General features: G+C 67.1%; 30 protein-coding genes and 1 pseudogene. 13 read left to right on the top strand and 18 right to left on the bottom strand.

The window, feature by feature from the left end; genetic code table 11:
• Window positions 1–14 precede the first annotated feature (14 nt).
• Window positions 15–1,598, bottom strand: coding sequence for a phytoene desaturase family protein (locus tag ACRXBZ_RS34350; RefSeq protein ID WP_433882609.1), 1,584 nt, complete (start codon window positions 1,596–1,598; stop codon window positions 15–17).
• Window positions 1,599–1,607: 9 nt separating this feature from the next.
• Window positions 1,608–1,979, bottom strand: a complete 372-nt coding sequence (locus ACRXBZ_RS34345; RefSeq protein WP_433884061.1) for a nuclear transport factor 2 family protein — start codon at window positions 1,977–1,979, stop codon at window positions 1,608–1,610.
• 82 nt (window positions 1,980–2,061) lie between these two features.
• Between ACRXBZ_RS34345 and ACRXBZ_RS34340 the strand changes: the two genes are divergently transcribed.
• The 3 genes from ACRXBZ_RS34340 to ACRXBZ_RS34330 all read left to right on the top strand — a co-directional run bounded on the left by ACRXBZ_RS34340 (window position 2,062) and on the right by ACRXBZ_RS34330 (window position 5,154).
• Window positions 2,062–3,201 (top strand): PLP-dependent cysteine synthase family protein, encoded by a 1,140-nt coding sequence (locus tag ACRXBZ_RS34340; protein ID WP_433882608.1) that lies wholly within the window; start codon window positions 2,062–2,064, stop codon window positions 3,199–3,201.
• Window positions 3,191–3,943, top strand: a complete 753-nt coding sequence (locus tag ACRXBZ_RS34335; protein WP_168587467.1) for an IclR family transcriptional regulator — start codon at window positions 3,191–3,193, stop codon at window positions 3,941–3,943. Before ACRXBZ_RS34340 ends, ACRXBZ_RS34335 begins: the two co-directional genes overlap by 11 nt.
• 275 nt (window positions 3,944–4,218) lie before the next feature.
• Window positions 4,219–5,154, top strand: coding sequence for an IS630 family transposase (locus ACRXBZ_RS34330; protein ID WP_433882607.1), 936 nt, complete (start codon window positions 4,219–4,221; stop codon window positions 5,152–5,154).
• Window positions 5,155–5,181: 27 nt separating this feature from the next.
• On the opposite strand, the pseudogene ACRXBZ_RS34325 reads toward ACRXBZ_RS34330, so the two are convergent.
• Window positions 5,182–5,823: pseudogene (locus ACRXBZ_RS34325) on the bottom strand (transposase); the annotation flags it as partial.
• Between ACRXBZ_RS34325 and ACRXBZ_RS34320 the strand changes: the two are divergent.
• The 3 genes from ACRXBZ_RS34320 to ACRXBZ_RS34310 all read left to right on the top strand — a co-directional run bounded on the left by ACRXBZ_RS34320 (window position 5,738) and on the right by ACRXBZ_RS34310 (window position 6,814).
• Window positions 5,738–5,950, top strand: coding sequence for a hypothetical protein (locus ACRXBZ_RS34320; RefSeq protein ID WP_433882606.1), 213 nt, complete (start codon window positions 5,738–5,740; stop codon window positions 5,948–5,950). The pseudogene ACRXBZ_RS34325 and the gene ACRXBZ_RS34320 overlap by 86 nt on opposite strands.
• 128 nt (window positions 5,951–6,078) lie before the next feature.
• A complete protein-coding gene (locus ACRXBZ_RS34315) occupies window positions 6,079–6,429 on the top strand; it encodes a hypothetical protein (protein ID WP_433882605.1) in 351 nt (116 codons plus the stop codon).
• Window positions 6,410–6,814, top strand: coding sequence for a hypothetical protein (locus tag ACRXBZ_RS34310; RefSeq protein WP_433882604.1), 405 nt, complete (start codon window positions 6,410–6,412; stop codon window positions 6,812–6,814). The genes ACRXBZ_RS34315 and ACRXBZ_RS34310 overlap by 20 nt, the downstream gene beginning before the upstream one ends.
• A gap of 151 nt (window positions 6,815–6,965) precedes the next feature.
• On the opposite strand, the gene ACRXBZ_RS34305 is transcribed toward ACRXBZ_RS34310, so the two are convergent.
• Genes ACRXBZ_RS34305 through ACRXBZ_RS34295 form a run of 3 tightly spaced genes read right to left on the bottom strand, consistent with a single transcriptional unit; the run spans window position 6,966 to window position 8,754 of the window.
• Window positions 6,966–7,271, bottom strand: a complete 306-nt coding sequence (locus tag ACRXBZ_RS34305; RefSeq protein ID WP_433882603.1) for a hypothetical protein — start codon at window positions 7,269–7,271, stop codon at window positions 6,966–6,968.
• Window positions 7,268–8,428 carry a WXG100 family type VII secretion target gene (locus tag ACRXBZ_RS34300; RefSeq protein WP_433882602.1) on the bottom strand — a complete coding sequence of 387 codons (1,161 nt, stop codon included), beginning with the start codon at window positions 8,426–8,428 and terminating at the stop codon, window positions 7,268–7,270. The genes ACRXBZ_RS34305 and ACRXBZ_RS34300 overlap by 4 nt, the downstream gene beginning before the upstream one ends.
• Window positions 8,428–8,754: a DUF6317 family protein gene (locus tag ACRXBZ_RS34295; protein ID WP_433882601.1), complete on the bottom strand. Its 327-nt coding sequence runs from the start codon at window positions 8,752–8,754 to the stop codon at window positions 8,428–8,430. Before ACRXBZ_RS34295 ends, ACRXBZ_RS34300 begins: the two co-directional genes overlap by 1 nt.
• Before the next feature lie 343 nt (window positions 8,755–9,097).
• Between ACRXBZ_RS34295 and ACRXBZ_RS34290 the strand changes: the two genes are divergently transcribed.
• Both ACRXBZ_RS34290 and ACRXBZ_RS34285 read left to right on the top strand, forming a co-directional pair.
• The gene (locus tag ACRXBZ_RS34290) at window positions 9,098–9,478 is read left to right on the top strand and encodes a hypothetical protein (RefSeq protein ID WP_433882600.1); all 381 of its coding nucleotides are present in this window, start codon (window positions 9,098–9,100) and stop codon (window positions 9,476–9,478) included.
• A 99-nt stretch (window positions 9,479–9,577) separates the two neighbouring features.
• Window positions 9,578–10,795, top strand: coding sequence for an IS4 family transposase (locus ACRXBZ_RS34285; RefSeq protein ID WP_433882599.1), 1,218 nt, complete (start codon window positions 9,578–9,580; stop codon window positions 10,793–10,795).
• A gap of 428 nt (window positions 10,796–11,223) precedes the next feature.
• Here ACRXBZ_RS34285 and ACRXBZ_RS34280 read toward each other — a convergent pair whose 3' ends face one another.
• The 3 genes from ACRXBZ_RS34280 to ACRXBZ_RS34270 are packed head-to-tail and all read right to left on the bottom strand — an operon-like array spanning window position 11,224 to window position 13,062.
• Window positions 11,224–11,724, bottom strand: coding sequence for a MaoC family dehydratase (locus ACRXBZ_RS34280; RefSeq protein ID WP_433882598.1), 501 nt, complete (start codon window positions 11,722–11,724; stop codon window positions 11,224–11,226).
• Complete coding sequence (locus ACRXBZ_RS34275) at window positions 11,724–12,689, bottom strand: HpcH/HpaI aldolase/citrate lyase family protein (protein WP_433882597.1); 966 nt, start codon at window positions 12,687–12,689, stop codon at window positions 11,724–11,726. Before ACRXBZ_RS34275 ends, ACRXBZ_RS34280 begins: the two co-directional genes overlap by 1 nt.
• A complete protein-coding gene (locus ACRXBZ_RS34270) occupies window positions 12,682–13,062 on the bottom strand; it encodes an acyl-CoA dehydrogenase family protein (protein WP_433882596.1) in 381 nt (126 codons plus the stop codon). Before ACRXBZ_RS34270 ends, ACRXBZ_RS34275 begins: the two co-directional genes overlap by 8 nt.
• Here ACRXBZ_RS34270 and ACRXBZ_RS34265 point away from each other — a divergent pair.
• Genes ACRXBZ_RS34265 through ACRXBZ_RS34255 form a run of 3 tightly spaced genes read left to right on the top strand, consistent with a single transcriptional unit; the run spans window position 13,061 to window position 14,183 of the window.
• Complete coding sequence (locus ACRXBZ_RS34265) at window positions 13,061–13,393, top strand: hypothetical protein (RefSeq protein WP_433882595.1); 333 nt, start codon at window positions 13,061–13,063, stop codon at window positions 13,391–13,393. The two genes, ACRXBZ_RS34270 and ACRXBZ_RS34265, sit on opposite strands and share 2 nt — an antisense overlap.
• A complete protein-coding gene (locus tag ACRXBZ_RS34260; protein ID WP_433882594.1) occupies window positions 13,390–13,797 on the top strand; it encodes a hypothetical protein in 408 nt (135 codons plus the stop codon). The genes ACRXBZ_RS34265 and ACRXBZ_RS34260 overlap by 4 nt, the downstream gene beginning before the upstream one ends.
• A complete protein-coding gene (locus ACRXBZ_RS34255) occupies window positions 13,752–14,183 on the top strand; it encodes a hypothetical protein (RefSeq protein WP_433882593.1) in 432 nt (143 codons plus the stop codon). Before ACRXBZ_RS34260 ends, ACRXBZ_RS34255 begins: the two co-directional genes overlap by 46 nt.
• A 238-nt stretch (window positions 14,184–14,421) precedes the next feature.
• On the opposite strand, the gene ACRXBZ_RS34250 is transcribed toward ACRXBZ_RS34255, so the two are convergent.
• From ACRXBZ_RS34250 to ACRXBZ_RS34215, 8 genes are all read right to left on the bottom strand, one after another.
• Window positions 14,422–14,832 (bottom strand): phosphotransferase, encoded by a 411-nt coding sequence (locus tag ACRXBZ_RS34250; protein ID WP_433882592.1) that lies wholly within the window; start codon window positions 14,830–14,832, stop codon window positions 14,422–14,424.
• A gap of 110 nt (window positions 14,833–14,942) precedes the next feature.
• A complete protein-coding gene (locus ACRXBZ_RS34245; RefSeq protein ID WP_433884060.1) occupies window positions 14,943–15,299 on the bottom strand; it encodes a phosphotransferase in 357 nt (118 codons plus the stop codon).
• 227 nt (window positions 15,300–15,526) lie between these two features.
• Window positions 15,527–16,012, bottom strand: coding sequence for an SRPBCC family protein (locus ACRXBZ_RS34240; protein ID WP_433882591.1), 486 nt, complete (start codon window positions 16,010–16,012; stop codon window positions 15,527–15,529).
• Complete coding sequence (locus ACRXBZ_RS34235) at window positions 15,973–16,386, bottom strand: ArsR/SmtB family transcription factor (protein WP_433882590.1); 414 nt, start codon at window positions 16,384–16,386, stop codon at window positions 15,973–15,975. Before ACRXBZ_RS34235 ends, ACRXBZ_RS34240 begins: the two co-directional genes overlap by 40 nt.
• Window positions 16,387–16,681: 295 nt before the next feature.
• On the bottom strand, window positions 16,682–17,065 hold the full coding sequence (locus ACRXBZ_RS34230; RefSeq protein ID WP_433882589.1) for a hypothetical protein: 384 nt from the start codon (window positions 17,063–17,065) through the stop codon (window positions 16,682–16,684).
• 64 nt (window positions 17,066–17,129) lie between these two features.
• Window positions 17,130–17,261 carry an ATP-binding protein gene (locus tag ACRXBZ_RS34225; protein WP_433882588.1) on the bottom strand — a complete coding sequence of 44 codons (132 nt, stop codon included), beginning with the start codon at window positions 17,259–17,261 and terminating at the stop codon, window positions 17,130–17,132.
• Complete coding sequence (locus tag ACRXBZ_RS34220; RefSeq protein WP_433882587.1) at window positions 17,258–17,395, bottom strand: hypothetical protein; 138 nt, start codon at window positions 17,393–17,395, stop codon at window positions 17,258–17,260. Before ACRXBZ_RS34220 ends, ACRXBZ_RS34225 begins: the two co-directional genes overlap by 4 nt.
• A gap of 10 nt (window positions 17,396–17,405) precedes the next feature.
• Window positions 17,406–17,798: a hypothetical protein gene (locus ACRXBZ_RS34215; RefSeq protein WP_433882586.1), complete on the bottom strand. Its 393-nt coding sequence runs from the start codon at window positions 17,796–17,798 to the stop codon at window positions 17,406–17,408.
• A 76-nt stretch (window positions 17,799–17,874) separates the two neighbouring features.
• Here ACRXBZ_RS34215 and ACRXBZ_RS34210 point away from each other — a divergent pair, with 76 nt between their 5' ends.
• Complete coding sequence (locus tag ACRXBZ_RS34210) at window positions 17,875–18,819, top strand: LGFP repeat-containing protein (protein ID WP_433882585.1); 945 nt, start codon at window positions 17,875–17,877, stop codon at window positions 18,817–18,819.
• Between the two features lie 125 nt (window positions 18,820–18,944).
• On the opposite strand, the gene ACRXBZ_RS34205 is transcribed toward ACRXBZ_RS34210, so the two are convergent.
• A complete protein-coding gene (locus ACRXBZ_RS34205; protein WP_433882584.1) occupies window positions 18,945–19,808 on the bottom strand; it encodes a tyrosine-type recombinase/integrase in 864 nt (287 codons plus the stop codon).
• A 741-nt stretch (window positions 19,809–20,549) separates the two neighbouring features.
• Here ACRXBZ_RS34205 and ACRXBZ_RS34200 point away from each other — a divergent pair.
• Window positions 20,550–22,685 carry a HelD family protein gene (locus tag ACRXBZ_RS34200; RefSeq protein WP_433882583.1) on the top strand — a complete coding sequence of 712 codons (2,136 nt, stop codon included), beginning with the start codon at window positions 20,550–20,552 and terminating at the stop codon, window positions 22,683–22,685.
• The last annotated feature ends 38 nt before the right edge of the window (window positions 22,686–22,723 follow it).

The raw sequence follows: 22,723 nt of genomic DNA, 5'->3' as shown, positions 1-22,723 counted from the left end.
CCTCTGCAGTGGACTCAGGCGTCGGCAAGCATGTGCCGGGCGGCGTTGTAGCCGGTGACGCCGCTCATGAAGTTCCCGGGCCAGGTGCCGACCCCGCACAGGTACAGGCCGGGGACGGGGGTGCGCGATCCGGCGCAGCCGGGCATCGGCCGGGAGTCGAAGATGTGGCCGGGCACGATATCCCCGTGCGCGCCGTTGCCTTCCGGAAGCGCGAACTCTCGCTCCAGGTCGAGCGGGGAATACACGTGGTAGTCCGCCAGCACCTGCGACAGGTTCGGAATGTGCTCCTCCAGCGTCGCGACGACGGCCTTGCCCAGGTCGTCCTTCTGCTCTTCCCACGTGCCGTGCGCCAGGTGGTACGGCACCCCACGGACGCTGAGGCTGACGAAATGGCAGCCCGGCGGGGTGAGTGACGGGTCGTGCGCCGAGTCGATGATTCCGGTGATCGTCGGGCGGTCGGTCCACCTCCCGGCCACCGCCTTGGCATAGGCGTGCTGCAACACCTCCAGGCTCGGCGCGACCCGGAAGTTGGTGCCCAGGAACAGTTCGTTCTCCTCGGCGGAGGTCGCGGCCGCGAACCGGGGGGTGCCGTCGAGCGCCAGGTGCACCTTCGCCGACGAGCCCTTCACCGAGATCGCTTCGGCCTGCCGGTAGAGCTCCTCGCCCAGATCCGCCGGGCCGAGCAGCCGGGTCAGCGTCAGTTTGGCGCTGGCGTTGGACAACACGCGCCGTGCCCGGAACTCGGTCCCGTCCGCGAGCACCACGCCCGTCGCCCGCCCGTCCTCGCACAGTACCTTCGTGACCTCGGCGCCGGTGCGGATCTCCACTCCGAGGGCACGGCAGGACGCCGCCATCGCACCGGTGACCGCACCGATCCCGCCGAGGGGCGCGCTGTTGCGCATCATCAGGTCGTTGTCGTCCTGGGTGCCGGCGCGGCGCATCGACTCCTCCCACAGCGGACGCTGCAGGAGCAAGTATGCGCTGCCCGGGGTACGCGGGCCGACGAGGTTGGTCGCCACCGCGGTCCCAGCGAAGAACGCTTGCAGCTCAGGGGAGTCGAGGTGCTCTTCGAGGATGTCGGCGACGGATCCGAACATTACCTGCTCGAACGCCCGCTGCTGCGCGGGCGTCCGGAACCGTGCGGCCACGGACGCGAAACTGGGGGGCGGATCGTAGAACGACACGTCCATCTGCCGCGCCACCGTGCGGAAGAAGTCGAGCACGCCGTAGAAGCCGTCGGGATCACGCTCGCTGCGGGCGAACTTCACGATCTCGGCGTGCCGCCGCTCACGGTCGCGCCAGGGCGCCAGCGCGCGTCCGTCGGAGAACATCGTGAGTGAACCGAGTTCGGGGTGCCGGAACCGCAGCCCGAACCGGGCCAGTTCCATGTCCCGGATTATCTGCGGGTCGAGGCTGTGACTGGCGTTTGCCACGCTGCTGCCGCGGTAGCCCGGGAAGATCTCCTCGGTGACACAGGTGCCGCCGACCAGGTCCCGCCGCTCCAGCATCAGCACCCGCCATCCGGCACGGGCGAGGTAGAAGGCACCGATTAGTCCACTGTGGCCAGTTCCTATCACGATCGCGTCGTAGTTTCGCACGAGTGACCCCTAGCCGAGCGGCCGAATGGTGCGCGAGGAGATCCGCCACCCGTTGGCGCAGCGGCGAACCATGTCGCGGTACTCGGCGGCGGCGACCCCGGCCTGGCGGAGCGTCAGTGCCTTGGACACGCAGGCGGCCTCGTTCGGCCCGGCCGGGGTGACGACCACGTTGGTGATGTGGTGGCTCAGCGCGGGCGTCGCGATGACCTTGAACGCCTCGATCAGCGCGGGCAGGCCCTCGGCGGTGAGCCGGCCGGGGTTGTCGAACCGGATCTCGGGTGCGAACACGTCGCCGAGCCGGTCGTAGTCGTGCGCGTCGAGGACGTACGCGACCGAGGCGAGCAGCTGGTGGATCTGCACTTGATCGTCAGGCGAGAGCATGCCGGGCAACTGGGGTTCCTCCGGATCCGGACAACTTCCATCTGGTGGTTGTATCGCTTCCGCTTGGCAGTAGTATGAGCATGTGGTCAAACCGAAGTCAAGCCATCTCGCACGCCCAATAAACCGGGTTTCCGAGCGCCGAGCCTGGATCGCCGAGGCTGTCCGCAGAGTCGAGGCGGACGCCAACCGCAGCGCGGAGACCCACCTGCATGTCTTCGAGCTCCCAGGCATGCCCGGGGTGGACCTGTACCTAAAGGACGAGTCGGTGCATCCGACCGGCAGTCTCAAGCACCGGCTCGCCCGGTCGCTGTTCCTGTACGCCCTGTGCAACGGCTGGCTCGGACCCGGCACCACCGTAGTCGAGGCTTCCAGCGGATCGACCGCGGTCAGCGAGGCGTATTTCGCGCGGCTGCTGGGTCTGCCGTTCGTGGCGGTGATGCCCGCAGCCACCAGCCGCGAGAAGATCTCGCTGATCGAGTCCTTCGGCGGGCAGTGCCACTTCGTGGAGCACTCTGCGGAAGTCTACGAGGAGGCGCGGCGACTGGCACGCGAGAAGGGCGGCCACTATCTCGACCAATTCACGCACGCCGAGCGTGCGACGGACTGGCGCGGCAACAACAACATCGCTGAGTCGATCTTCGCGCAGTTGGCTGCAGAACGACATCCCATCCCCTCCTGGATTGTACTGAGCGCGGGCACCGGTGGTTCGTGCGCCACCATCGGCCGCTATCTGCGGTACCGGCGGCACCCCACGCACATGCTCGTCGCCGATCCCGAGAACTCCGTGTTCATCGACAGCTGGCTTCGTGACGATCCGACGGTGCGGACCGACGCGTCCTCGCGTATCGAAGGGATCGGCCGCCCGCGGGTCGAGCCATCGTTCGTCCCCGGTGTCGTCGACGACATGCTCCGGGTGCCGGACGGGGCTTCGATCGCCGCCATGCGCTGGGCTTCGAATCGGCTCGGCCGCCGGGTCGGCGCGTCGACCGGCACCAACGTCTGGGCGGCGCTGCACGTGGCCCGGCTGATGGCGGAGAGGGGTGAGCGGGGCAGTATCGTCACCCTGCTCTGCGACGGCGGCGAGCGGTACGCCAGCACGTATTTCGACGACGGCTGGCTGCGGGCGCGCGGCATCGACTTCGCGCCGTACGCGGAGGTGCTGGAGGACTACGAGCTGACCGGTAGGTTCCGTCCCGAGGAGTGTGTCTGCGATGGACAGTAGTAGCGGTGCGAACGGGGGGGTCCGGTCGGTAACGCGGGCGCTGTCGCTGCTGTCCGCGGTCGCCCGCGGGCCGAAGACGCTCACCGCGCTGGCCGGGCATTCCGGGGTGAGCCTCAGCACTGCATCCCGCCTGCTCGGTACCTTGAAAGCCACCGGCTATGTCAGCCAGGACACCGACGGCGCCTACATTCCCGGCCCTGAGCTGACCGCGATGATCTCCGCGACCGACCTGTGGGCCGGCATCCGGTCGATCGCCGCTGACACCGTACGGGACCTGCACGCGCGAGCGGACGAGACGAGCGCGTTCTTCGTCCGCGCCGGCGACGACCGGCTGTGCATCGAGTCCGCGGAATCCAGCAAGCTGGTCCGGCGGGTCTGCCTGCCCGGCGAACGGGGCCCGGTTTACCTTGGCGCGGCAGGAAAGGCGTTGCTGGCCTTCAACAACGCCGAGAACCAGCCCGTCGGCCTGCCTGCCGGCACGGACGGCTTCGCCCTGTCCGGCGGCCAATACCGGTCGCTGGACGCGCTTCGGGCCGAATGCGCCGAGGTCAGGGCGCGGGGTTACGCCTACAGCGCTCGCGAATCGACGAATGAGTCCTGGTCCGTGGCCGCGCCGGTGTACCGGCAGCGCACCCTCGTCGGCGTGCTGTCGGTCGTCGTTCCCCTGACCCGCTCCGACGAGGACTACGTCCAACGGCTAATCCAGCTCACCTGCGAGGTCGCCACCGACCGTAGCGGGTGAACATTTCGCTGGCTACCGCTCCGCGGAGCCAGCCCGGCGGAGTTGCGCCGGGCCGGCTCCGTCGTGGACGTCATGCCCGCTGGGCCAGCAGGCCGGTGCTGGCATCCCGGCCGGCGCCGGTCGGCAGGGCGAAGATGGTGACCAGCAAGGAATGCAGGCAGAACCCAGTCGCCACCGACGGATCAGTCTTGGAGCCTGAGCACGCCAAGCCGGGGGCTGTCAAGTTTTCGGTGTATTGATCGGGAACTTATAGGTGTGATCTTCGTTGTTCTGGCATGATCGCTGGTGTGCGGGACACGCGGAGGTTGTCGCCTGAGGCGCAGGAGGATCTGCGGCGCAGGGTGGTCGCTGCTGTTCATGGTGGGATGACGCAGGTCGAGGCGGCCCGGGTGTTCGCGGTGGCCCCGCAGTCGGTGTCCAGATGGGTGCAGGCGTGGCGGAAACGTGGCTCGAAGGGTCTCACCGGGCGTCGCCGGGGTCGCAAGCCCGGCGAGCAGAAAGCGTTGAGTGCCCGCCGGCAGCGCAAGCTGCGGTATGCGGTGGCCGAGCACACCCCGGCCACGTTCGGGCTGACCGGCCTGGTGTGGACCCGCAAGACAGTGGCCGAGCTGATCCGGGTGCGCCACGGCATCGTGTTGAACCTGCGCACCGTCGGCAACTACCTGCGTTCCTGGGGATTGTCGCCGCAGAAACCGATCCGCAAGGCCTATGAACAGGACCCCGAGTCGGTGCGCCGATGGCTGGAGGAGGACTACCCGGCCATCGCCGCCCGCGCCCGCCGCGAGGGCGCACTGATCCTGTGGCTGGACCAGACCGGGATCCGCTCCGACGCCACCGTGGCCCGCACCTGGGCACCGGCGGGCCAGACACCGGTGGTGGGCAAAACGGGCAAACGGTTCAGCGTGAACGCGATGTGCGCGATCGGGAACAAAGGCGAGCTGTACTTCACCGTCTACACCGGCTCGTTCAACGGCAAGGTGTTCCTGCGGTTCCTGGACCGGCTGACCCGCCATCTGGACCGCAAGGTCCACCTGATCGTTGACGGACACCCCGTCCACCGCCGCAAGACCATCCAGCAATGGATCACCAAGCACGCTGAGGCGATCGAGATGCACTTCCTGCCCGGATACAGCCCCGAACTCAACCCCGACGAGATCCGGGGTGCCGACCTCAAACGCTTGTCCGCGCTTGCCCGTGGGCTCGGGCGGTAGGGCATACAGCACGGCGTTGGCTGCCAGGCGGGTGGTGAACGTGGTGTTGCCGGGCAGAGTGCGCCACGCCGGTCCCCGGTAAGCGGCGTCGGCCACCACGTGGAGGGTGCGTTCGGGGAACGCGCGGGCGAGCAACCCGACCAGCGCCCGGGCCGCGTCGGGCTTGGAGACACCGGATTTGGGGATATGCAACCGGAACAGAACCGGCAGGCAGACCGCCCTGGTCAAAAACGGCACGGTCACGATGAGTCCGACAACCACGAAGCAGTTACCCCGCCCGATCCCATCGCGGCCCTTCGCCGAGCCGTCGTGCTGCCAGAACACCCCGTGGGTCTTGGCACCATAGCGGTGAAACAACGTGTCGTCGACCACCACCGTCACCGCCTGCCCGGCCGGGACGAAACGGGCCACCACCAGACGGGCCAGCAGCAACCCCAGCGAATCCAGATCCCAACGCGCGTGGGAGAAAAACCGGTGCGCCCGAGCGTGGTGGGAGCGTCCCGCCAGTCCGGCCGCGCTCCACATTCCCGTCACCGTCCGGGGGCCTGTGGCTGCCAGCAGGCCGGTCACCAACGAGACGAACGTGGCGAACGTCGGCGCGGTGAACACCGAACGCACCCCTTCCAACACCGACAGCAAACAAGACGGTATGGTTCCCACAGGAAGCATCGGCGAATCTCCCGGACAACGGGCGGTTGTAAGCAACGCCGATGCTTCCTCCATCTTCAGGCCAACTCACGCCGCCACGCCGAGCACCTCGACATCCACCACGTCAGATCAACTCACCAAAAACTGAGAAACCTCAGCCTGCCGCACCCGTCGCTGTATCGGTGGCTCAACAGCTTCCTGTTCCGACCGCCCGAACGCCTGGCGATCATCGAAGCCGCACAGCTGCCCGAACCGACCTACGAAGAAATCGCCGGGATGCTGCGTGAAGACCTTGATCTTCCGCAGGCATGGAACGCCGACGGGGTGCGCGCCGCGGACTCTCCGAACCGGCGCATGGCCATGGTCACCCACGGCCCGAAGCGTGAACACCTGCGCAAGGTAAGCGCGGTCTGGGACTGGCGCATCGCCGATGTTCGCGCCGCCCTCAAACGCCACGACTGCCCACTCCCACCTGAGTACGACTGGTTCAACCGATCCTTCGACGGCCTGGACTACCGGTTCCTCGCACCCATCAAGGAGCACGCCCCCGACGACTACCAACGCATCCTCGACTGGTTCCCCCTCGCCGACCTGGAGATCTTCCGACGTGGACTCCAACCCCAATGACGACCTGCTCGCCCAATTACAGGCCAGCGCCGCACCCAGCGGCCCCAGCAACGACGAGTTGCTGGCCCAGCTCAACGCCGAACCCGAACCTGACCCGCTCGCGAATGTGGAGTACACCGGCAACCTGGAAACCGACTCCGCCGCAGAGCTCGACGCCCTGGCCAAAGGCTTCCGGGAACGCACCAAGCGCGAGGACGAACGCTTCCGCCTGGCCACCGACTCCGAGTACTGGTTCGCCGTCTGCTTCCGCACCCGCGAAGACAAAGAGGCCTTCCTGCAGGCGGCCCGGCTGATGGCCATCGGAGACAAGTACCTCGATGGCTACGCCGTCGCCCGCGCCCTCGGAATCCCCATGCCCACCAACGAAGAAGGAGGTGAGTCCTAATGCGCAGCCGTATCGCCCGCGCCGCCGCCGGCATTCGCCGCGCCTTCTCCCGCCGCGCCGCCAGCCCCGGCCGAGGCCGCAGCTCGGGCACCTAATTCACGGACGAAAGGTGCCCCGCACGTCAGCGGGGCATCTTACGAGCCTGTGGGCGTCAGCGAGCCTGCTGTCCAAGTGCCTTGAGGAGATCGGCGATCCACACCAGCGCGTAGGGCGGGACTTGTTCGCCACGCGCGTGCAGTGCAGCAAGGTTGTTCCACGATTCCGAGAGTTGACCTACAGTCAACTGCTCTGGATCTGGTTGTGTGTAGACGTCGTAGGCCACGTCCGGCGGGATCGCCCAGAAGAAGTCCTTGTCGAGTTCGACGGTCTCGCCCGCCCGCGCTTGCAGGCTGTCCAGTGCTTGGTTGAGCACCTGGCGCAAGACCTCGACCGAAACCACGGACTCGTCGTCGCTCATTGCGCACCCTTGTAGATCTTGTCGATGTTGTCACGGAAGGTCTGGATCTCTTTCTCCAGATGCCTTACACGGCCGTCGATAATCCGCTGGCGGACCTCGTCATTCGGAGCATTCTTGAGAATACCTTTGTTGTCGAAGGCTTCCGGATCGCGCTTGTAAGCCTCCAACTTCTCTTCGTGCTCCTTGATCAGCCTCTCATGCGACTCGACGGAACGCCGATCCGACGGCGACAGCGAGTCCTTGTCCTGCGTCGACTCTTCGACTTCCACTGCTTCGTCGGTGTCAACGACCTCAACGGCGTCGTCGCCCGCAGCCTCAGCACCCAACGCCATGGCTGCGGTGCCCGCGATGCCGACCCCGGTCACGATGCCCGCCGCCGAGACGACGTTCAGCGGCCCCCCGGCGATTGCTCCGACGCCGGTGGCATCCAACGCCACGCCGACGGTCTCCCCGGCCGCGCTGACTGCGGTGAGCGCGGCACCGCCCACGACACCGAGCACCATTTCCGGGTGGTTGAGCGCGGCGTTGCCTAACGAGCCGACGGCGTTGATCGCGATGCCCGCCGCTTGACCGACGGCGTCTCCGGCCTGTTCCAGCCAACTCCTTTCCGGAGCCTTGTCCCGAGCACGACCGACAACGTCGGCGGCTTGCTCGCCTTCGGTCGCAAGCTGGTTACGCGCACGATCCAGGATTTCGCGGGCCTGCTGTCGCTTCGCTTCACCAGGGTCATTGAACGGAACTTCGATCGGCCCTGAACCCGGAGGTACTTGTTGCTGGGCTTGCGTGACCGCACGGTCGTGTTGCTTCTTGGCGTAGTTGGTTGCAGCCTCGCCCGCGTCCCACAGCACGATCGCCTCCTGGGCTTGGCCTTGCGCCCAGGTCAGGGTTTCGGAGTGCCGCTCCAGTGCCTCGGCCGCCTGGTGGAAGCAATCTCCGGCTTCCAGCCACTTCGTTGGCTCACCATCGAAGGCGGAGCGGAACTGCTCGGCAGCCTCACCCTCCCAGCCTTCCGAGGTCTCAATACGTCTCAGGCCCGAGCCTGCTTCGTGCAGGTTGTCTCCATACGCCCTCATCGCTGCCGCCGTCGCGCGGACCGCGTCCGGAAAGCCCGGAACGAGCGCCCTGGGGTCGGTGGTGGTCCCGAGTTCGGCCCCCATCACTGCGCCGCCGGATCGTCGCCGGTGGTGCGCTGGACGATGCCTTCGAAGTGGGATCGGACCGCCTCGTCTGTCTGACGGTAAACCTCTACGCACTGCGCGAGCCGACCGGCGATCTCAGCACCGTCGTCGGCCAGGTTGACTACCCCTTGATCCCAGCGATCACAAAACTCAGCCACCATGGTGGCCAGCCGACCATGACCGAACGCGTTCGCAGGACAGTCGATGTCGCTCACCGGCTGCTTCCGAACCGAATCGATGGTCTCGTTCACACCCTCCGATGCTTGTGTCAAGCCAGATAAGTCGACGCGAAACCCGTCGGGCATGCGGCTCCGTCCTCGGCTTGGCTCCAATGGATGCCCACCCTACGAACAGCGCGGCAGCCCCAGGGGCAAGGCACAGCTTCGTCACCCAAATGGAAGAACAGCCGCCGCTTGCGTTGACATCCGCCGCGCCTTCTCCCGCCGCGCCGCCAGCCCAGGCCGAAGCCGTAGCTCCCGGGACCGAATTACGCAGCTCAGGACGGAAAATTCCGGACTGCCAGCGAGCGCAACCCCTTGCTAGCTATAGTCATGTTCGGTCTCGTAGCAAGAACGCTGAAATAAGTACGCGCAAGCCAGCCTTCACAATCCAACAGATCGCGGATTCGCTTGTATCCGGCAGGAGAGCATGAAATTTCCGACCTGGTTAAGAGCATTAATACTGTCACCACCAGTTCTCCTGCTTGCTGCAGCGACACGACTACTTCTTATGTCAAACAATGATCCAGCGGTCGCCATGAAGATCGCGCAAGCAGGCGGCGTCACCGGAACCCTGCTCGGAACCATCATTCCGCTACTACCAGCATTCCTCCCCGCATTCGTCGCCTTCTTGCTGATCAGTAGGCGATGGACACTAGCCGCAGCAGCAGCGTTATCAATGCTCCTTGTGTCGCTCTCGCATACACCTTTAGATGAAGGGGTAAGGAATCTCAGAACAATTTGGCACTTAAATTGCAAGACTGCAGCTAACCTGGGAGAGGCGGATGCAATGCCGCGTAGCTTAAGTTGATCATGGTGTTGAGCTGGGTTTCTGTGGGTATCGCGGTGTGGCGGCGTGATCGTGGGTGGTGGTGTGGTCTGATCATGATCCGTGACCTCAGGTGTGACGGTGGCGCCGGATCAGGTGTCGTTGGGTGTGCTGGTTTCGGCGGTGCCGCGGGATGTGATTGACCTGGCGGTGGCTGCGCGTGGTGTCGGTGCGAAGCGTTCGGGTGGGACGTTGCCGCCGCATGTGGTGGCGTATCTGACGATGGGATTGTGCTTGTTTCCCGACGATGACTATGAGGAGGTCGCCATGAAGGTGACCGGGTCGTTGTCGCGGTTCGGCTGCTGGGACGCGTCGTGGCAGGCGCCGACATCCAGTGGGATCACCCAGGCGCGTAAGCGGTTGGGTTCGGCGGTGCTGGCCGATGTTTTCGAGGGCGTGGCGCAGCCGGTGGCCACAGTGGACACTCGGGGAGCGTGGCTGCGGCACTGGCGGTTGCTGGCGATCGATGGGTTCGATGTGGATCTGCCGGACAGCAGGGACAACGCGGAGGCCTTCGGCTACGCCGGGTCGGGCAAGAACCGGTCGGCGTTCCCGAAAGCGCGGGTGGTGGCCCTGGCCGAGTGTGGTACGCACGCGTTTGTGGCCGCGGAGGTCGGGGCGTGGTCGCAGGGGGAGGCGACGCTGGCCGCCCGGCTCTACCCGCGGCTGCACCCGGACGAGTTGCTCACCGCGGACCGCAATTTCTACTCCTTCGACGCCTGGGCCGCCGCGGTGCGCACCGGGGCGGCGTTGTTGTGGCGGGCTCCGACCCAACTGCGGCTGCCTGTCGTGGCGGTCTTGTCCGACGGGACCTACGTCTCGGTCGTGATCAACCCGGCAATCCGGGGCGCCCACCGGGAGCGCATCATCGCCGCTGCCTGTGCCGGGACCGAGCTGGACCCTGACGAGGCCCACCTGGTCAGGGTGGTCGAATATGACGTGCCCGACCGGGACGGTAACGGCACCGGCGAGTTGATCGTGCTGCTGTCCACGATCCTCGATCCCGCCCAGGCACGGGCTGATGAACTGGCCGCCGCTTACCACGGCCGGTGGGAAGAGGAAACCGCCAACGACCAGCTCAAGACCCACCTCCGCGGACCCGGACGCATCCTGCGCTCGCGACTACCGGAGCTGGTCCGCCAGGAAATCTGGGCCTGGCTGACCGTGCACTACGCCCTGTCCGTGCTCATCGCCCGCGCCGCCGAGGCCGCCGACATCGACCCAGACCGGATCAGTTTCACCCGCACACTGCGCCTCGTCCGCCGTACCGCCACCGGTACGGCGGCTTTTCCCCCCTGAGGACTGGAACACCGCCCTACCCGAGATCCTGGCCGAAATCGCCCGCAAGCCCAACCCCGTCCGACGGCACCGCACCTGCCCCCGCGCGGTCAAACGCGCTCGCCACAACAACTACCGCATCAAAAAACCCGACGAGCCCGCAAGCACCCGCCACCCCGCACCGGCCACCATCCACCTCTACAAACTCCAACCCCGCGCAGCATGATCAACTTAAGCTACGTGGCATTGGAGGCGGATGGGCAAGCGTGGTCCGGCCGCAAAGCCGACGCAGTTGCGGATCCTGCACGGGGATCGAAAGGAAAGGGCCTGCTCAGCAGGAACCTCGCCGCGCGGCCCACCCTGTCCGCTCAATCATCTACTAGCGCGACAGCGAGCCGAATCGCCGGCCGTGGCATCGGGCGGTGCCGGTCGCCCGGCACCGCCCGATGTCACGGCCGCGGTGCCGGACGGCCAGGTTGTTCGCCATGCTCGGTCCGGGCGGCCCGAGTCGGCACAAGCACTTTTCGCCGAAACACGCAGACGACGGTGCCGTCCTGCTTGTACCCGCGAGTTTCGACGTGGACCACCCCGCGGTCGTCCTTGGAGCGGGACGGGGTCACCGCCAGCACCTCTGTCTCGCCGTAGAGGGTGTCGCCGTGGAAAGTCGGGGCGATGTGCCGCAGTGATTCCACTTCGAGGTTCGCGATGGCCTTGCCGGACACGTCGGCGACCGACATTCCGAGCAGCAGCGAGTAGACGTAGTTGCCCACGACGATGTTCTGCTTGAACTGCGTGGTGTTCTCGGCGTAGTGCGTGTCGAGGTGGGCGGGATGGTGGTTCATCGTGAGGAGGCAGAAGAGGTGGTCGTCGTACTCAGTGACCGTCTTACCGGGCCAGTGCTTGTAGACCGCCCCGATCTCGAACTCCTCCAGGCAGCGTCCGAACTGCATTAGGCACCCGCCTCGGGTCGCTGCCACACGTCCTGGCGTGTCATCCCTGCCACGCGTCCTTGACCGGCGATCACCAGAGCCATCTTCCGGGATGCCTCGTCGATCATCTCGTCTCCGAGCATGACCGCACCCCGGGCGCCGCCCGCCTCGGAGGTGGACCAGGCGTAGGCGTCGAGAATGTTCTCGGCGTGGTCGTAGTCCTCCTGGCGAGGGCTGAAGACCGCGTTCGCCGCGTCCACCTGGCCAGGGTGCAGCACCCATTTGCCGTCGTAGCCGAGGGCGGCGGAGCGGCCTGCGACCTTGCGGAAACCTGCTTTGTCGCGGATCTGGACGTAGGGGCCGTCGATGGCCTGCAGCCCGTTCGCCCGTGCGGCCATCAGGATGCGCGCGAGGGGGTAGTGGAAGGCGTCGCCGATGTCATAGCCCAGTGGTTGGTCACCGACGACGAACCCGCGCATGTTCGTGCTGGCCATGAAGTCCGCGGGTCCGAAGATGATGGTCTCCAGCCGGGGTGAGGCCTCGGCGATCGCGTCGACGTTCTGCAGGCCGCGCGCGTCCTCGATCTGGGCTTCGATTCCGATCCGGCCGGACTCAAGCCCTGTAGCGGCCTCGATCTGTGTGAGCAGCACGTCGAGCCAGACGACGTGGGCGGCGGTCTGAACCTTGGGCAGCATGATGCAGTCCAGGTCAGCGCCGGCACCTTCGACGACCTCGATGACGTCGCGGTACGCCCACTGGGTGGACAGGTCGTTGACCCGCACGACACGAGTCTTACCCTCCCAGCCACCCTCGGTGAACGCGGTGGTGATGTTCTTGCGGGCGCCCGGCTTCTCCAGCGGGGCACAGGCGTCCTCCAGGTCGAGGAACACCTGATCGACGGCCAACCCCCGGGCCTTGTCAATCATCTTCGGGCTCGAACCCGGGACGGCGAGGCAGGATCGGCGGGGACGGTAGGTTTCAGGCACGTTCGGCCCTCCCCAGCAGTGCGTCGGAGATGATCCTCATCTGGATCTCGGAGGTACCTTCGAAGATCTTGGTCAGTCGGGCGTCGCGCCAGTAGCGCTCAGCGGGGAAGTCGGTGGTATAGCCGGCGCCGCCGTGGATCTGCAGGCCCTCGCTGGTGACCCGCTCGGCCATCTCGGAGGCCACGAGCTTGACCATCGAGGCCTGCACGGGGCTGGGGCGACCGGCGTCGACCTCGGTGCAGACTTGGTACATCAACGCTCGGGCCGCCTCGACCTGCGCCGCCATGTCCGCGATCTTGAACCGCAGGCTCTGGTTGACGCCGATGGGGCGGCCGAACTGGACCCGCTCGCCGACGTAGCTGGAGCGAATCATGCGGCTGGTGATGCTCGTGCGCGACGGCTCCGTGCCGGAACCGGCCGGCTGGATGGAGACCGCGTGGGCCGACGCCGCGACGCCGACGTTCGCGCAGAAGTCCGACGCGGTGGTCAAGCTCTACCAGGCGGACAAGCTGGTGCCGCGCCGGATGGCCCGGCGCACCCTGGGCTATTCCCAGACGCAGATCGCGGACATGGAGCGCGAGGACCGTGAGGACGTGACCCGCGCGGTCTACGACCCGGCGGCCGAGACGGGGTCGAAGGCCGAACCCGCCGCCGACGACGAGCAGCGGTGGCCCCTGGTGCCCGCCGGTAGCGCCAGCGGATGACCGCGCCGACGGCCGAGCGCACCGAGATCGGCCACGAGCACCAGGACGCCACCCAGGCGGCCGTCCGGCGGGCGGCCAACGAGGTGCAGCAGGCGTGGCGCGAGGTCGCGCCCGATCGACCGTTGGCCGCGTACCCGAGCGCGATCCTGCCGGTGTTCGTCGCGGCGATCACGACCGGCCAGATCTACGCCGCCGCGCTGGCGCAGCCGTTCGTGGACGAGGCCCTATCCGGCACCAACGAATCCGCGGTGGCCTCGGTGCTGCCCGCGTCCTACAGCGGGGTGACCGCTGGTGGCATGAGCCTGGAATGGCTGGGAAACGCCTTGTTCGGCTGGCTGCAGGACACTTGCGGGCGGGCATGTCCACAACGGACGCACACGCGGCGGGGCTGCGGCGGGCATTGACCTATGTCTCTACCGAGATCAACGATGCGGGCAGGACCGCGACGCAGGTCCAGGAGACCGCGCACCCGGCAGCGGCCGGGGCCCCAGGATTCCTCGGTGAACTCGCAGCGAGAGCGAACGTTCCCGTCGCCGCGACCACCGCGAACATTTCCGGAGACGCCGGCCCAGAAGACCGTGGTCCCGCTGTGACCCTCGACGAGGTACACACCTTCCTCACAACATCCGGCCTCACCGTCTCCGTCATCGTCGACGGCGGCGTCTGCCCCGCCGCCAACCACATGACGATCATCGACTGCTTCACCCCGGAAGCGAAACTCGTACGCACGGGCCTGGTTCACCAACGCGCTGTCGCCGCGACTCTTGGCCGAGACATCCGGGCTTCCTGATGGTGAAAACGCCCTTCACGGCCGAACCTCACCGATGCACACTGGGCAATGCCCCTCAACGAAGCCACAGGCCAGGTAAGCTCCAGATCCCGGCCAGGGCTTCGACTCCGCGCGAGCCATCGTCGTTGCTCACTCAATCCGGCGAATCACGATGTTTTCTCACGCTGGCGGCATGCGGGCCGCGCAAAGCCGAGTCGGTGCCGACCTGTGTGCCGGCCTCAGCCGATGGCTGCACCACTCACGCACGGAGAAGCTGGTCAAGCACGCCGCGCATCTGCTCGTAGGACTCCGACACCGCGTCGGTGTTCCCCAACCGCTGCCGCTCCAGACGGATAGCACCCGTGTGTTTGGCGAGATAGAACAGCGACCGCACAGCGGCGCCGGGTGTAGCTGGCCGTGCCCCGTAGGTCCCCCAGAATGCGTCGCGTTCCGTGCCGGGCTTCTTGGCCGCCGTGTAGATCGTCCAGTCAGACTCGAGGTCACCCCACACTGTCCGGTCGTTGTCGAACACGCCGCTGATCCTTGGCTCCGCTGTGTCCGGTTCCATCATCGCGTTGACCGTCCATAGGTCGCCATGCAACACCCGTGGCTCGGTGACCTCGTCCAGGACCGCACGGTGCTTCTCGGCGGCAGCCGTGACCTCGCGCACGTCGGGGAAGAGAGGCCAGCATCGTCCAGATCGCCGCGAGGTCGGCGAAATACGCGAGCACAGCCTCGCTCCAAGTGCCGAACCCAGGACCCGCCACGGGGCCGAAACGTTCACCCCGGACGGCGTGGATACGACTGGCGATCTCGCCCATCTCCCGGAAGAACGCCGTCCACTGATGCCGGGGGTAGCGGCCGATGCCGTCCGGGGCCGCAACCCCCGTCGAGCATCGTCTGGAACAGGTAGTCCCTGCCGATGATCTCGTGGGTGAAGTCCGCCGCGAGCGTGTGCGGGATCATCGGCGCGATCGGCGCGATCGGCGCGAGAAACGGCACGCTCGCATGCTCGTTGCGCATCAGTTCGCGCTCGGAGCGCGCCTGGCGCCCCGGTTCGAAAGCGATGCGAAGGATCACCGGACGGTCCCCGCCGAGGTCGACGCGGTAGGTGTTGTTCTCTTGCCCATCCGACAGCTGTCGGAACCGAGGTCGATCCTGAGCATAGATCGTTTTAAGCAGGGGCGCCCGACAAAATGCCCCTCATCGGCGGTGCTCTGCAGCGTCAAACTTCTGGCGGGTTCGAGAATGATGCGGTCACGAGCCGCAGGAAGAATGCTCCGCTGGTGCCGGTGGAGCAGACGGCGCAGATCGTGTTATCGGTGTTGACGCCGGGGCCGGCCCCGGGGCTGGCCCCGGCGTGTTCACGCTGCGAGCAGCTCGTCGATCTGGTTGATGGCGGACGTGGCGCCTTCGACGATCCCCATGTCCAGCACTTTCTGCAGAGCCTCGGCCGAGGCGTAGCGGCCGGCGAAGGTGGCGCGGGTGCGGCCGTCGATATCGCTGAAGGTGTAGGTGTTGTGAGAGACCGGCATGTCCGGCAGCGGGTTGAAGTCCTCGTCGGCGAAACCGTCCTCGAAGGTGAATTCGCGTGGCTCGTCGACCGTTTTCACCTCCCACCAGCCGCAGTACTTCTCGCCTTCGGGGCCGGTCATGTAGTAGGTGACCCGTCCGCCGGGCCGCAGGTCGTGGTCGACGAACGTCGCGGGGTGCGAGGGCGGTCCCCAGACTCGCTCCAGCTGGCGTGGGTCGGCGTAGACCTGCCACACGCGCTCCGCGGGTGCGGCGAACTCGGCGGTGATGGTCAGGGTCAGGTTGTCCAGGTCGTGCTGGACGTCGGTGACGGGCATGGCTCATTCTCCTTTGTCGATTCTGTCTTTTGCTCAGTGGCGAGGAGCTCGTCGATGCGGGCGACGCGGCCGCGCCACACCTCTTCGAGCTCGCCCAGCATCGAGGCCACTGAGCGCACCGCCTCCACCTCGCCGGTGGCGAGGTGTTCGCGTCCGCTGCGGCGCTTGGTGACAAGGCCCGCGCGTTCGAGGACGGCGACGTGTTTCTGCACCGCCGCGAAGCTCATCTCGTACATCGCGGCGAGCGCCGTGACCGAGTGTTCACCGGCCAGAACGCGACGCAGGATGTCGCGCCGGGTTCGGTCGGCGAGTGCGTGGAAAAGGGCGTCTGCCCTGTCCTCGGCCTCGCTGTCATCCACCTCCCAAACATACAACCAATCGGTTGTATGTTGTCAAGCCCGCGTTGGAGATGGCTTTGTCGGACGTGCCGGGCGTGGTCGACTCTCGGGCATTTGACTCCTTGCAGGACGCGCACTCATAACGCCGCGAGGAGCGCGTTTCGCTGACCGTCCTGACATGCCGCTGACCGTGCGCCTGGCAACGCGTTAATGCCGACGGGGACATCGTGGGCTGGCAGGTCGGTGTGTCTTGACCCTGGTATAGCGCAGGACGGCGAGGCCCGGCGCCGAGAGCGTGGCGACCGCTTCGTTTCGAAGCTGCGGTCGCCATTCATCGTCGGCGGTGCGAGGGCAGCGGCGTGACGTTGTCAGCCTCGGCTTCTTGGGTGAGTCCGGTGATCACGGCGCAGAGCGTCGTGATTTGTCCGTGGAGGTGCTCGTTGTCGCCTTCGAGCTGGCGGATGCGTTCGTGTGCGTCGGCGAGTTGTTGTTGCAGTGCTTGAACGTTGGGCTGGATCGGGCCACCGAAGGATGCGGTCTTGAACTCGCTAACGAGATCGGCGTAGTGTTCGTAGAGGCGTGCGCGGGGAATGCCTGCTTCGGCGGCCAGCCCAACGACGGTGAGCTTGGCGTCGCTGCGCTGGTGTCGCTTGCCGACGTGATGGGCCACCGAGTAGCCAAGAGCAAGGGACCATCCGTGGCTGTCATCGAGCATCGGTGTCAATGCCCTGATCGTCAACTCAGGCGTGGTTGTCGCCGCTGGCCCGGGGGCGTTGGCGCTACCGGTAGGACTCGCCGTCGACGACGAGTTCGTGGCAGGTGGAGGTCAGCCGGTCGACCGCGGACTGCGCCAGCAGGGGGTCATCCATCATGGCCAGCCACTCGCTGGCGTCCCGGTTGCTGGTGATCACGTCGATGCCTGTGACCAGCCCGGCCGCATCGGCTCGGGCGTGACCGTGCGGGCCAGCAGCACGCTCGCGTCCACCGACTTGGTTGTGGGCCGCAGCACTGCCGCGGTCACGGATCTGGTCGCGACATCGATCATCCCAGTCAGGTCAATTTCGGCCTATCACTCCGTCGTCCAAGCGCACCAGTACGTCCAGCGGGGTGGAGTCGATCTGCATCACCTCACCCGCCCACGCATCGGACTCGCCGAACGGCCCGTCCGGGCGGTCGGCCAGCGACCGGCGGGTCCGCGCCGAGCCGGTGGTGTGCTTGCCCACCGTCAGCTTCTCCAGCAGCCGGTAGAGGCTGCGCCGCGACGGCAACTCCACCACTCCAGGCCCGTGGGTGGCGTCCAGGATCTGCTGCATGCGCCAGAACAGGTAGGTGGCCGTGCGCGTGGACTGTCCGGTGGCCTCCTCGACTGCCTGCCGCATCGCATCCACCGCCTTCGGATCCACCCGGCCGTGTGGCGCGACGGGCTTGTCGGTCCGGCGATCGGCCATCCCGGCCACTCCGTGAATCTCGTAGCGGCGTCGTCGTTTCGCAATCGCGCTCGCGGTCACCGGTCTCGCAACCGCGATGATCGGCAACTACGACGCCATCCCACCCAGCGCCGCGACGCTGGAATCCGTCTCACTGATGATCGCGTGGAAGATCGCCAACAGCTACGCCGATCCGCTCGGCAGCGTCACACTCGTCAGCGCTGGCGGTGGCACCTCGAAGTACGCCACGGGCACCGCGATTACGCTGCCCACCATCTTCGCCCACCGCGACGCCGGAAGAACCAGCTGCCCCGGCAACTTCGGCTACAACTCCCTCGGATCAGTCCGCGACCGCGCCGTGCAACTGGCCGGCGACTGGCGCAGCGGGCCGATCCACCAGAAATGGCAAGCACTCGGCGGCGAGAACGCGGCAGGCCCGGTCTACGCGGTGGAAACCAACTGGCCCGGAGGCGGGCGCGCCACCGTATTCGGCAGCGGGTTCTCCACCATCGCCTGGCGCAGCGACATCGGCGCGCACTGGGTCAAGGGCGACATCCACGCCACCTACCACCGGCTCGGCGGCCCGAACGCGGGCGTCTACCCCACCACCGACGAGCTGGCCACGCCCGACGCGAGCGGCCGTTTCAACCACTTCACCCATGACGCCTCGGTCTACTGGACGCCGGACACCGGCGCGCACGCCGTGCACGGAGCCATCCGCAACGCCTGGGCCGCCAGCGGCTGGGAAACCGGACCCGCCGGCTACCCCACCACCGACGAACTGGGCACACCTGACGGAGTCGGCCGCTACAACCACTTCACGAAGAACGCCTCCATCTACTGGACACCCACCACCGACGCCCACCTCGTCCACGGAGCCATCCGGGAATACTGGAGCGCCCTCGGCTGGGAAACATCCTGGCTGGCCTACCCCACCAGCAACGAATACCCGGTACCCGCCGGACGCCGAAACGACTTCCAAGGCGGCTACATCGAATGGAACGCCACCACCGAAACCACCACCGCATACCGCCACCAGTGAAGTCGTGGGCCTATCCCGCAGGGCGTTGGCCCCGGGCGGGCTGTTCGCGCCCACGACCAACGCTGGGACACCCTGCTCACGGCAAAGTGTCGGTACTGACCACCGTGACGCCCGAGTCGGGGGCGTCACGTCGAGCCGCCTGGAGTCTCTACGGGTTTGCCTAACCGCCTGAACGGATGTGGCCTGAAAGGGTTGTGGCGAGGAAAGAGCTTTGTCGTGGAGCAAGGCGAACACGACGTCACAGCGGCATCCTGCTCGCTTACCGGAAGGCGGAGTCGAGGGCAGCCGCGGCAGCCGACCGATCCACGCCCCAAGTAGTGGTCCTCGGTCATCGACGGCCGGGAATGGCCCAAGACGTCGGCGATCTGGCGTGCGGTCAGCTTCGCATCATCGAGCAGAGTGGCAGCCGTCCTCCGGAACACGTGCGGCGTGACCCACCCGAGGCCGATCTCTTCCCGGATCACTCGCCAGCCGCGCCGCACGTTGTTCGGGGTCTTCCACCCCAGCGTTCGGGACGGAAACACCGGCTCCTCGAGACGGCTGGCCATGAGCAAACCGCCGCGCTCGGTCTGCAAAGCGCTCTCCGCGCCCCTAGCCGGGCGCCCCTGCTTGTCCGACTGTGCGAGCGTCCGCCGCGGGCTCACATGAAGCTGCTCGGCCTGGGCTGCCGACCACACAATGAGCCACCGCACCGTCAGCATCGTGACGACGAACTCGGGCAGTGCAACCATGCGGACGGCGTTCTCGGTCTTGCCGCCGTGCCGGACCAACCCCTTGCCCTTGACGTTGACGATGTTGCCGTTGATCCAGACCGAGCGCGGCGGGACGTCCGTGCCGTCGACGACCACGGGCTTGTCGGTGAGGTTGACATCCTGCCACCACACCGCCACGGCCTCGCCTATGCGGCAGCCGGTCCCGAGGAGGAACCGGACGAGGTCCGGGAGATCCGACCCGTTGTACGAGCGGCTCTCGACGACGAATCCGTCCATGCCCGCGAACAGCCGACGGGCCTGCGTGCGATACCCGCGCCGATCCCGTGACCAGCGCGACCCTGCTGTCTGCCATGCAGCCGCTCCCTTCCGGTTGGTTGGCAGCCCGGTCGGCCACACTCCTCCGGTATAGGTGACCGGCGCCATAGGCCGACAGGGTTGCACCCCGCTGCAACAGCCGCCGCCGGGTCGCCAGCGAATCGGGCAGTCGAAACCACTCGATCAGGGCCAGGCTCACCCCCACGCAAAGGTCGACGGTCTCCGCACCACCCAAGCTGACGCACGCTCATGGCTCGCCTAACTGATCACCTGGCGAGTTCTCCGAAGGTCGTGCCTGGTCCTGCATCCGAGCCATGTTCACCGAAATCCAAGACGGCGCTGACCACACCGCCCCATGGACGGTCGCAGCCGACCGCCTCACCGAGAATCCACAGTGGAGCCCTACGCCATGACCCGCCCGCCGATCGTCCGCTACCGCGACGGCCGACCGCTCTACGACGCCCAGCAGTGCGCGCAGTTCCTCGCCAACACCGCCACCCGCACCCAGCTCTCGGTTGCTCGACGCCCAGTGCCGGTACTTAGTCACCTTCCAGTGAGTAGAAGTGTGCTCCGGATGCGGCAATTCTTCCCACCAGGGACAAATTGCCAGGATGCGGGCCAACTTGGTTAAGGAATTTCCTCGTTTGTATTCTTGATCGAGATTGTGTGCTCCACCTGCCGATCTTCCGCTGCGAGGCTGCCATGACCCTGCACCAGACCGACCAGGACGCCGTAGAGCCCGAGATACTCGCCGAACGCGATTACATGGCCACCTGTCGCGAAACGCTGGCCCGCATGCGCGACGAGGTCAACACGATGCTCGCCACTGGCGCGGGCGAGGGCGATGCCGTCGTGGACAAGTACTTCAACCATGCGCTGCGCCAGTTCCGCAAGCAGTTCGCCAAGGAGCTGGCCGATCTCGACGGCGCGCCGTTGTTCTTCGGACGTCTCGAATTCCCGCCGGGCGAGGCGTACGGCAACGACACCGGCAAGGTCCGGGAGGAGGGCTCGCCCACCCACCCGCCGGACTGCGACCGCGTCTACATTGGACGGCGCGGTGTTCGCGAGGAAGACGGCGAACCCATGGTCATCGACTGGCGCGCCGAGCTGTCGCGCGCTTTCTACGAGGCCAGCGACCAGGATCCGCTGGGCGTCCGGGTTCGCCGCCGGTACGGCTTCGACAACGACGGTGTGCTGACCGCTTTCGAGGACGAACCCATCGGCGGGCAGGCCACCTCCAGCGCCGGGAGCGGCCTGCTGGCCGCGGAGATCGAGCGGCCCCGCAAGGGCCCAATGCGCGACATCGTCGCCACGATCCAGCCCGAGCAGATGAGCCTGGTGCGCACCGCGCTGGACAGCACGTTGTGCATCCAGGGCGCGCCGGGCACGGGCAAGACCGCGGTGGGCCTCCACCGCCTGGCGTACCTGCTCTACGCCGAACGGGAACGGTTGCACAAGGCGGGCGGGGTCGCCGTCATCGGCCCCAACCGCTCCTTCCTCGCCTACATCCGCAAGGTCCTGCCCGCCCTCGGCGAGGTGGCGGTCTCGCAGACCACCATCGACGAACTCACCGGTTCGGGCCGTACCGTCGAGCGCACCGACGAGCCGCGGACGGCGCGGGTGAAAGGGGACGCCCGGATGAGCGAGGTCATCCGGCGCCACCTGTGGTCGCGAATACAACCGCTCGGCGAAACGCTGGAGGTCAAGCACCAGCACCGCACGTGGCGCCTGCACCCCGAGGAACTCGCCGAAGAGCTCGACGCCGCGCTCAGCCGCAAGATCGACTACAGCGCTGGTCACGAGCTGCTGGCCCAGCGGCTCGCCCATCTGGTGCTGCGCAAGATGGAGCAGGCCGGAACTTCGGGCAGCACAACGCTGCCCCAGCTCCAGCGCAACAAGGCGATCGGCCGCGCCCTCCGGCAGATGTGGCCCGCGGTCGACCCCGCGCGCCTGGTCTTCGACCTCCTCACCGACGCCGACCACCTCGCTCGCGCCGCGGACGGAGTGCTCTCCACCGAGGAACAGCAGGCCCTCCTGCTCAAGCCCCGGCCGCGCAGCGTGAAGTCGATGCCGTGGACCAGCCTCGACCTGGCCCTCCTCGACGAGGCCGCGGCGCTGATCGAGCGCCCGGCGAAGCTCGGCCACATCGTGGTCGACGAAGCCCAGGACCTCAGCCCGATGCAGATCCGGGCGATCGGCCGCCGGGTGGCGATCTCCTGCACCGTCCTCGGCGACCTGGCGCAGGCCACCAGCCCCTCCGCCGTCCAGGACTGGACCGATGTCCTCGCGCACCTCGACCTGCCGGACGGGCGGGTCGAGGAACTGACCCGCGGCTACCGCGTACCGGCGCAGATCATCGACTACGCCGCCCGTCTCCTGCCGCACATCGCCCCGGGGCTGAACGGTCCGGCATCGTTCCGCCAGGTCGCCGACTCACTGCGCACCACCCGGACCGCGCCCGAGGGGACGATCGAGGCGGCCATCGCGGCCTGCACCACCGCGCTGGCCGGTGAAGGATCGGTCGGGCTCATCGCCGCCGACGACGACATCCCGGAACTCCACCGGGCCCTCTCCGACAACGGGTTCGCGCACACCGTGCTGGGCACCGGCGAGGACGACCTGGACGCCGAGCGCCTCACCCTAACGCCGGTCACCCTCGCCAAGGGGCTTGAGTTCGACATCGTCCTGGTCGTCGAACCCGCCCGCATCGCCGGAGCCGAGCAGCGCGGCCTCCAGCGCCTCTACGTGGCGCTGACCCGAGCCGTCAGCAATCTGCACGTCATCCACGCGGACCGGCTGCCGGAAGCGCTGACGCCGGAACTCGCGATGAACCGCTGAAGTCCCGCGCCTGGAGCCCGAAACGACAGCCGGCCTGC

It is taken from the genome of Saccharopolyspora hattusasensis (assembly GCF_050972075.1).
Classification (GTDB): domain Bacteria; phylum Actinomycetota; class Actinomycetes; order Mycobacteriales; family Pseudonocardiaceae; genus Saccharopolyspora; species Saccharopolyspora hattusasensis.
This window is presented reverse-complemented; position numbering and strand designations above follow the sequence as displayed.

Bases quoted from the DNA above. Each gene is read 5' to 3' on its own strand.
- ACRXBZ_RS34345 (WP_433884061.1), bottom strand. From the start codon at position 1,979: ATGCTCTCGCCTGACGATCAAGTGCAGATCCACCAGCTGCTCGCCTCG.
- ACRXBZ_RS34335 (WP_168587467.1), top strand. From the start codon at position 3,191: ATGGACAGTAGTAGCGGTGCGAACGGGGGGGTCCGGTCGGTAACGCGG.
- ACRXBZ_RS34330 (WP_433882607.1), top strand. From the start codon at position 4,219: ATGATCGCTGGTGTGCGGGACACGCGGAGGTTGTCGCCTGAGGCGCAG.
- ACRXBZ_RS34315 (WP_433882605.1), top strand. From the start codon at position 6,079: ATGCTGCGTGAAGACCTTGATCTTCCGCAGGCATGGAACGCCGACGGG.
- ACRXBZ_RS34305 (WP_433882603.1), bottom strand. From the start codon at position 7,271: ATGAGCGACGACGAGTCCGTGGTTTCGGTCGAGGTCTTGCGCCAGGTG.
- ACRXBZ_RS34300 (WP_433882602.1), bottom strand. From the start codon at position 8,428: ATGGGGGCCGAACTCGGGACCACCACCGACCCCAGGGCGCTCGTTCCG.
- ACRXBZ_RS34295 (WP_433882601.1), bottom strand. From the start codon at position 8,754: ATGCCCGACGGGTTTCGCGTCGACTTATCTGGCTTGACACAAGCATCG.
- ACRXBZ_RS34290 (WP_433882600.1), top strand. From the start codon at position 9,098: ATGAAATTTCCGACCTGGTTAAGAGCATTAATACTGTCACCACCAGTT.
- ACRXBZ_RS34280 (WP_433882598.1), bottom strand. From the start codon at position 11,724: ATGCAGTTCGGACGCTGCCTGGAGGAGTTCGAGATCGGGGCGGTCTAC.
- ACRXBZ_RS34265 (WP_433882595.1), top strand. From the start codon at position 13,061: ATGCGGCTGGTGATGCTCGTGCGCGACGGCTCCGTGCCGGAACCGGCC.
- ACRXBZ_RS34270 (WP_433882596.1), bottom strand. From the start codon at position 13,062: ATGATTCGCTCCAGCTACGTCGGCGAGCGGGTCCAGTTCGGCCGCCCC.
- ACRXBZ_RS34260 (WP_433882594.1), top strand. From the start codon at position 13,390: ATGACCGCGCCGACGGCCGAGCGCACCGAGATCGGCCACGAGCACCAG.
- ACRXBZ_RS34255 (WP_433882593.1), top strand. From the start codon at position 13,752: ATGTCCACAACGGACGCACACGCGGCGGGGCTGCGGCGGGCATTGACC.
- ACRXBZ_RS34240 (WP_433882591.1), bottom strand. From the start codon at position 16,012: ATGCCCGTCACCGACGTCCAGCACGACCTGGACAACCTGACCCTGACC.
- ACRXBZ_RS34230 (WP_433882589.1), bottom strand. From the start codon at position 17,065: ATGCTCGATGACAGCCACGGATGGTCCCTTGCTCTTGGCTACTCGGTG.
- ACRXBZ_RS34220 (WP_433882587.1), bottom strand. From the start codon at position 17,395: ATGATCGATGTCGCGACCAGATCCGTGACCGCGGCAGTGCTGCGGCCC.
- ACRXBZ_RS34215 (WP_433882586.1), bottom strand. From the start codon at position 17,798: ATGGCCGATCGCCGGACCGACAAGCCCGTCGCGCCACACGGCCGGGTG.
- ACRXBZ_RS34210 (WP_433882585.1), top strand. From the start codon at position 17,875: ATGATCGGCAACTACGACGCCATCCCACCCAGCGCCGCGACGCTGGAA.
- ACRXBZ_RS34205 (WP_433882584.1), bottom strand. From the start codon at position 19,808: ATGGACGGATTCGTCGTCGAGAGCCGCTCGTACAACGGGTCGGATCTC.
- ACRXBZ_RS34200 (WP_433882583.1), top strand. From the start codon at position 20,550: ATGACCCTGCACCAGACCGACCAGGACGCCGTAGAGCCCGAGATACTC.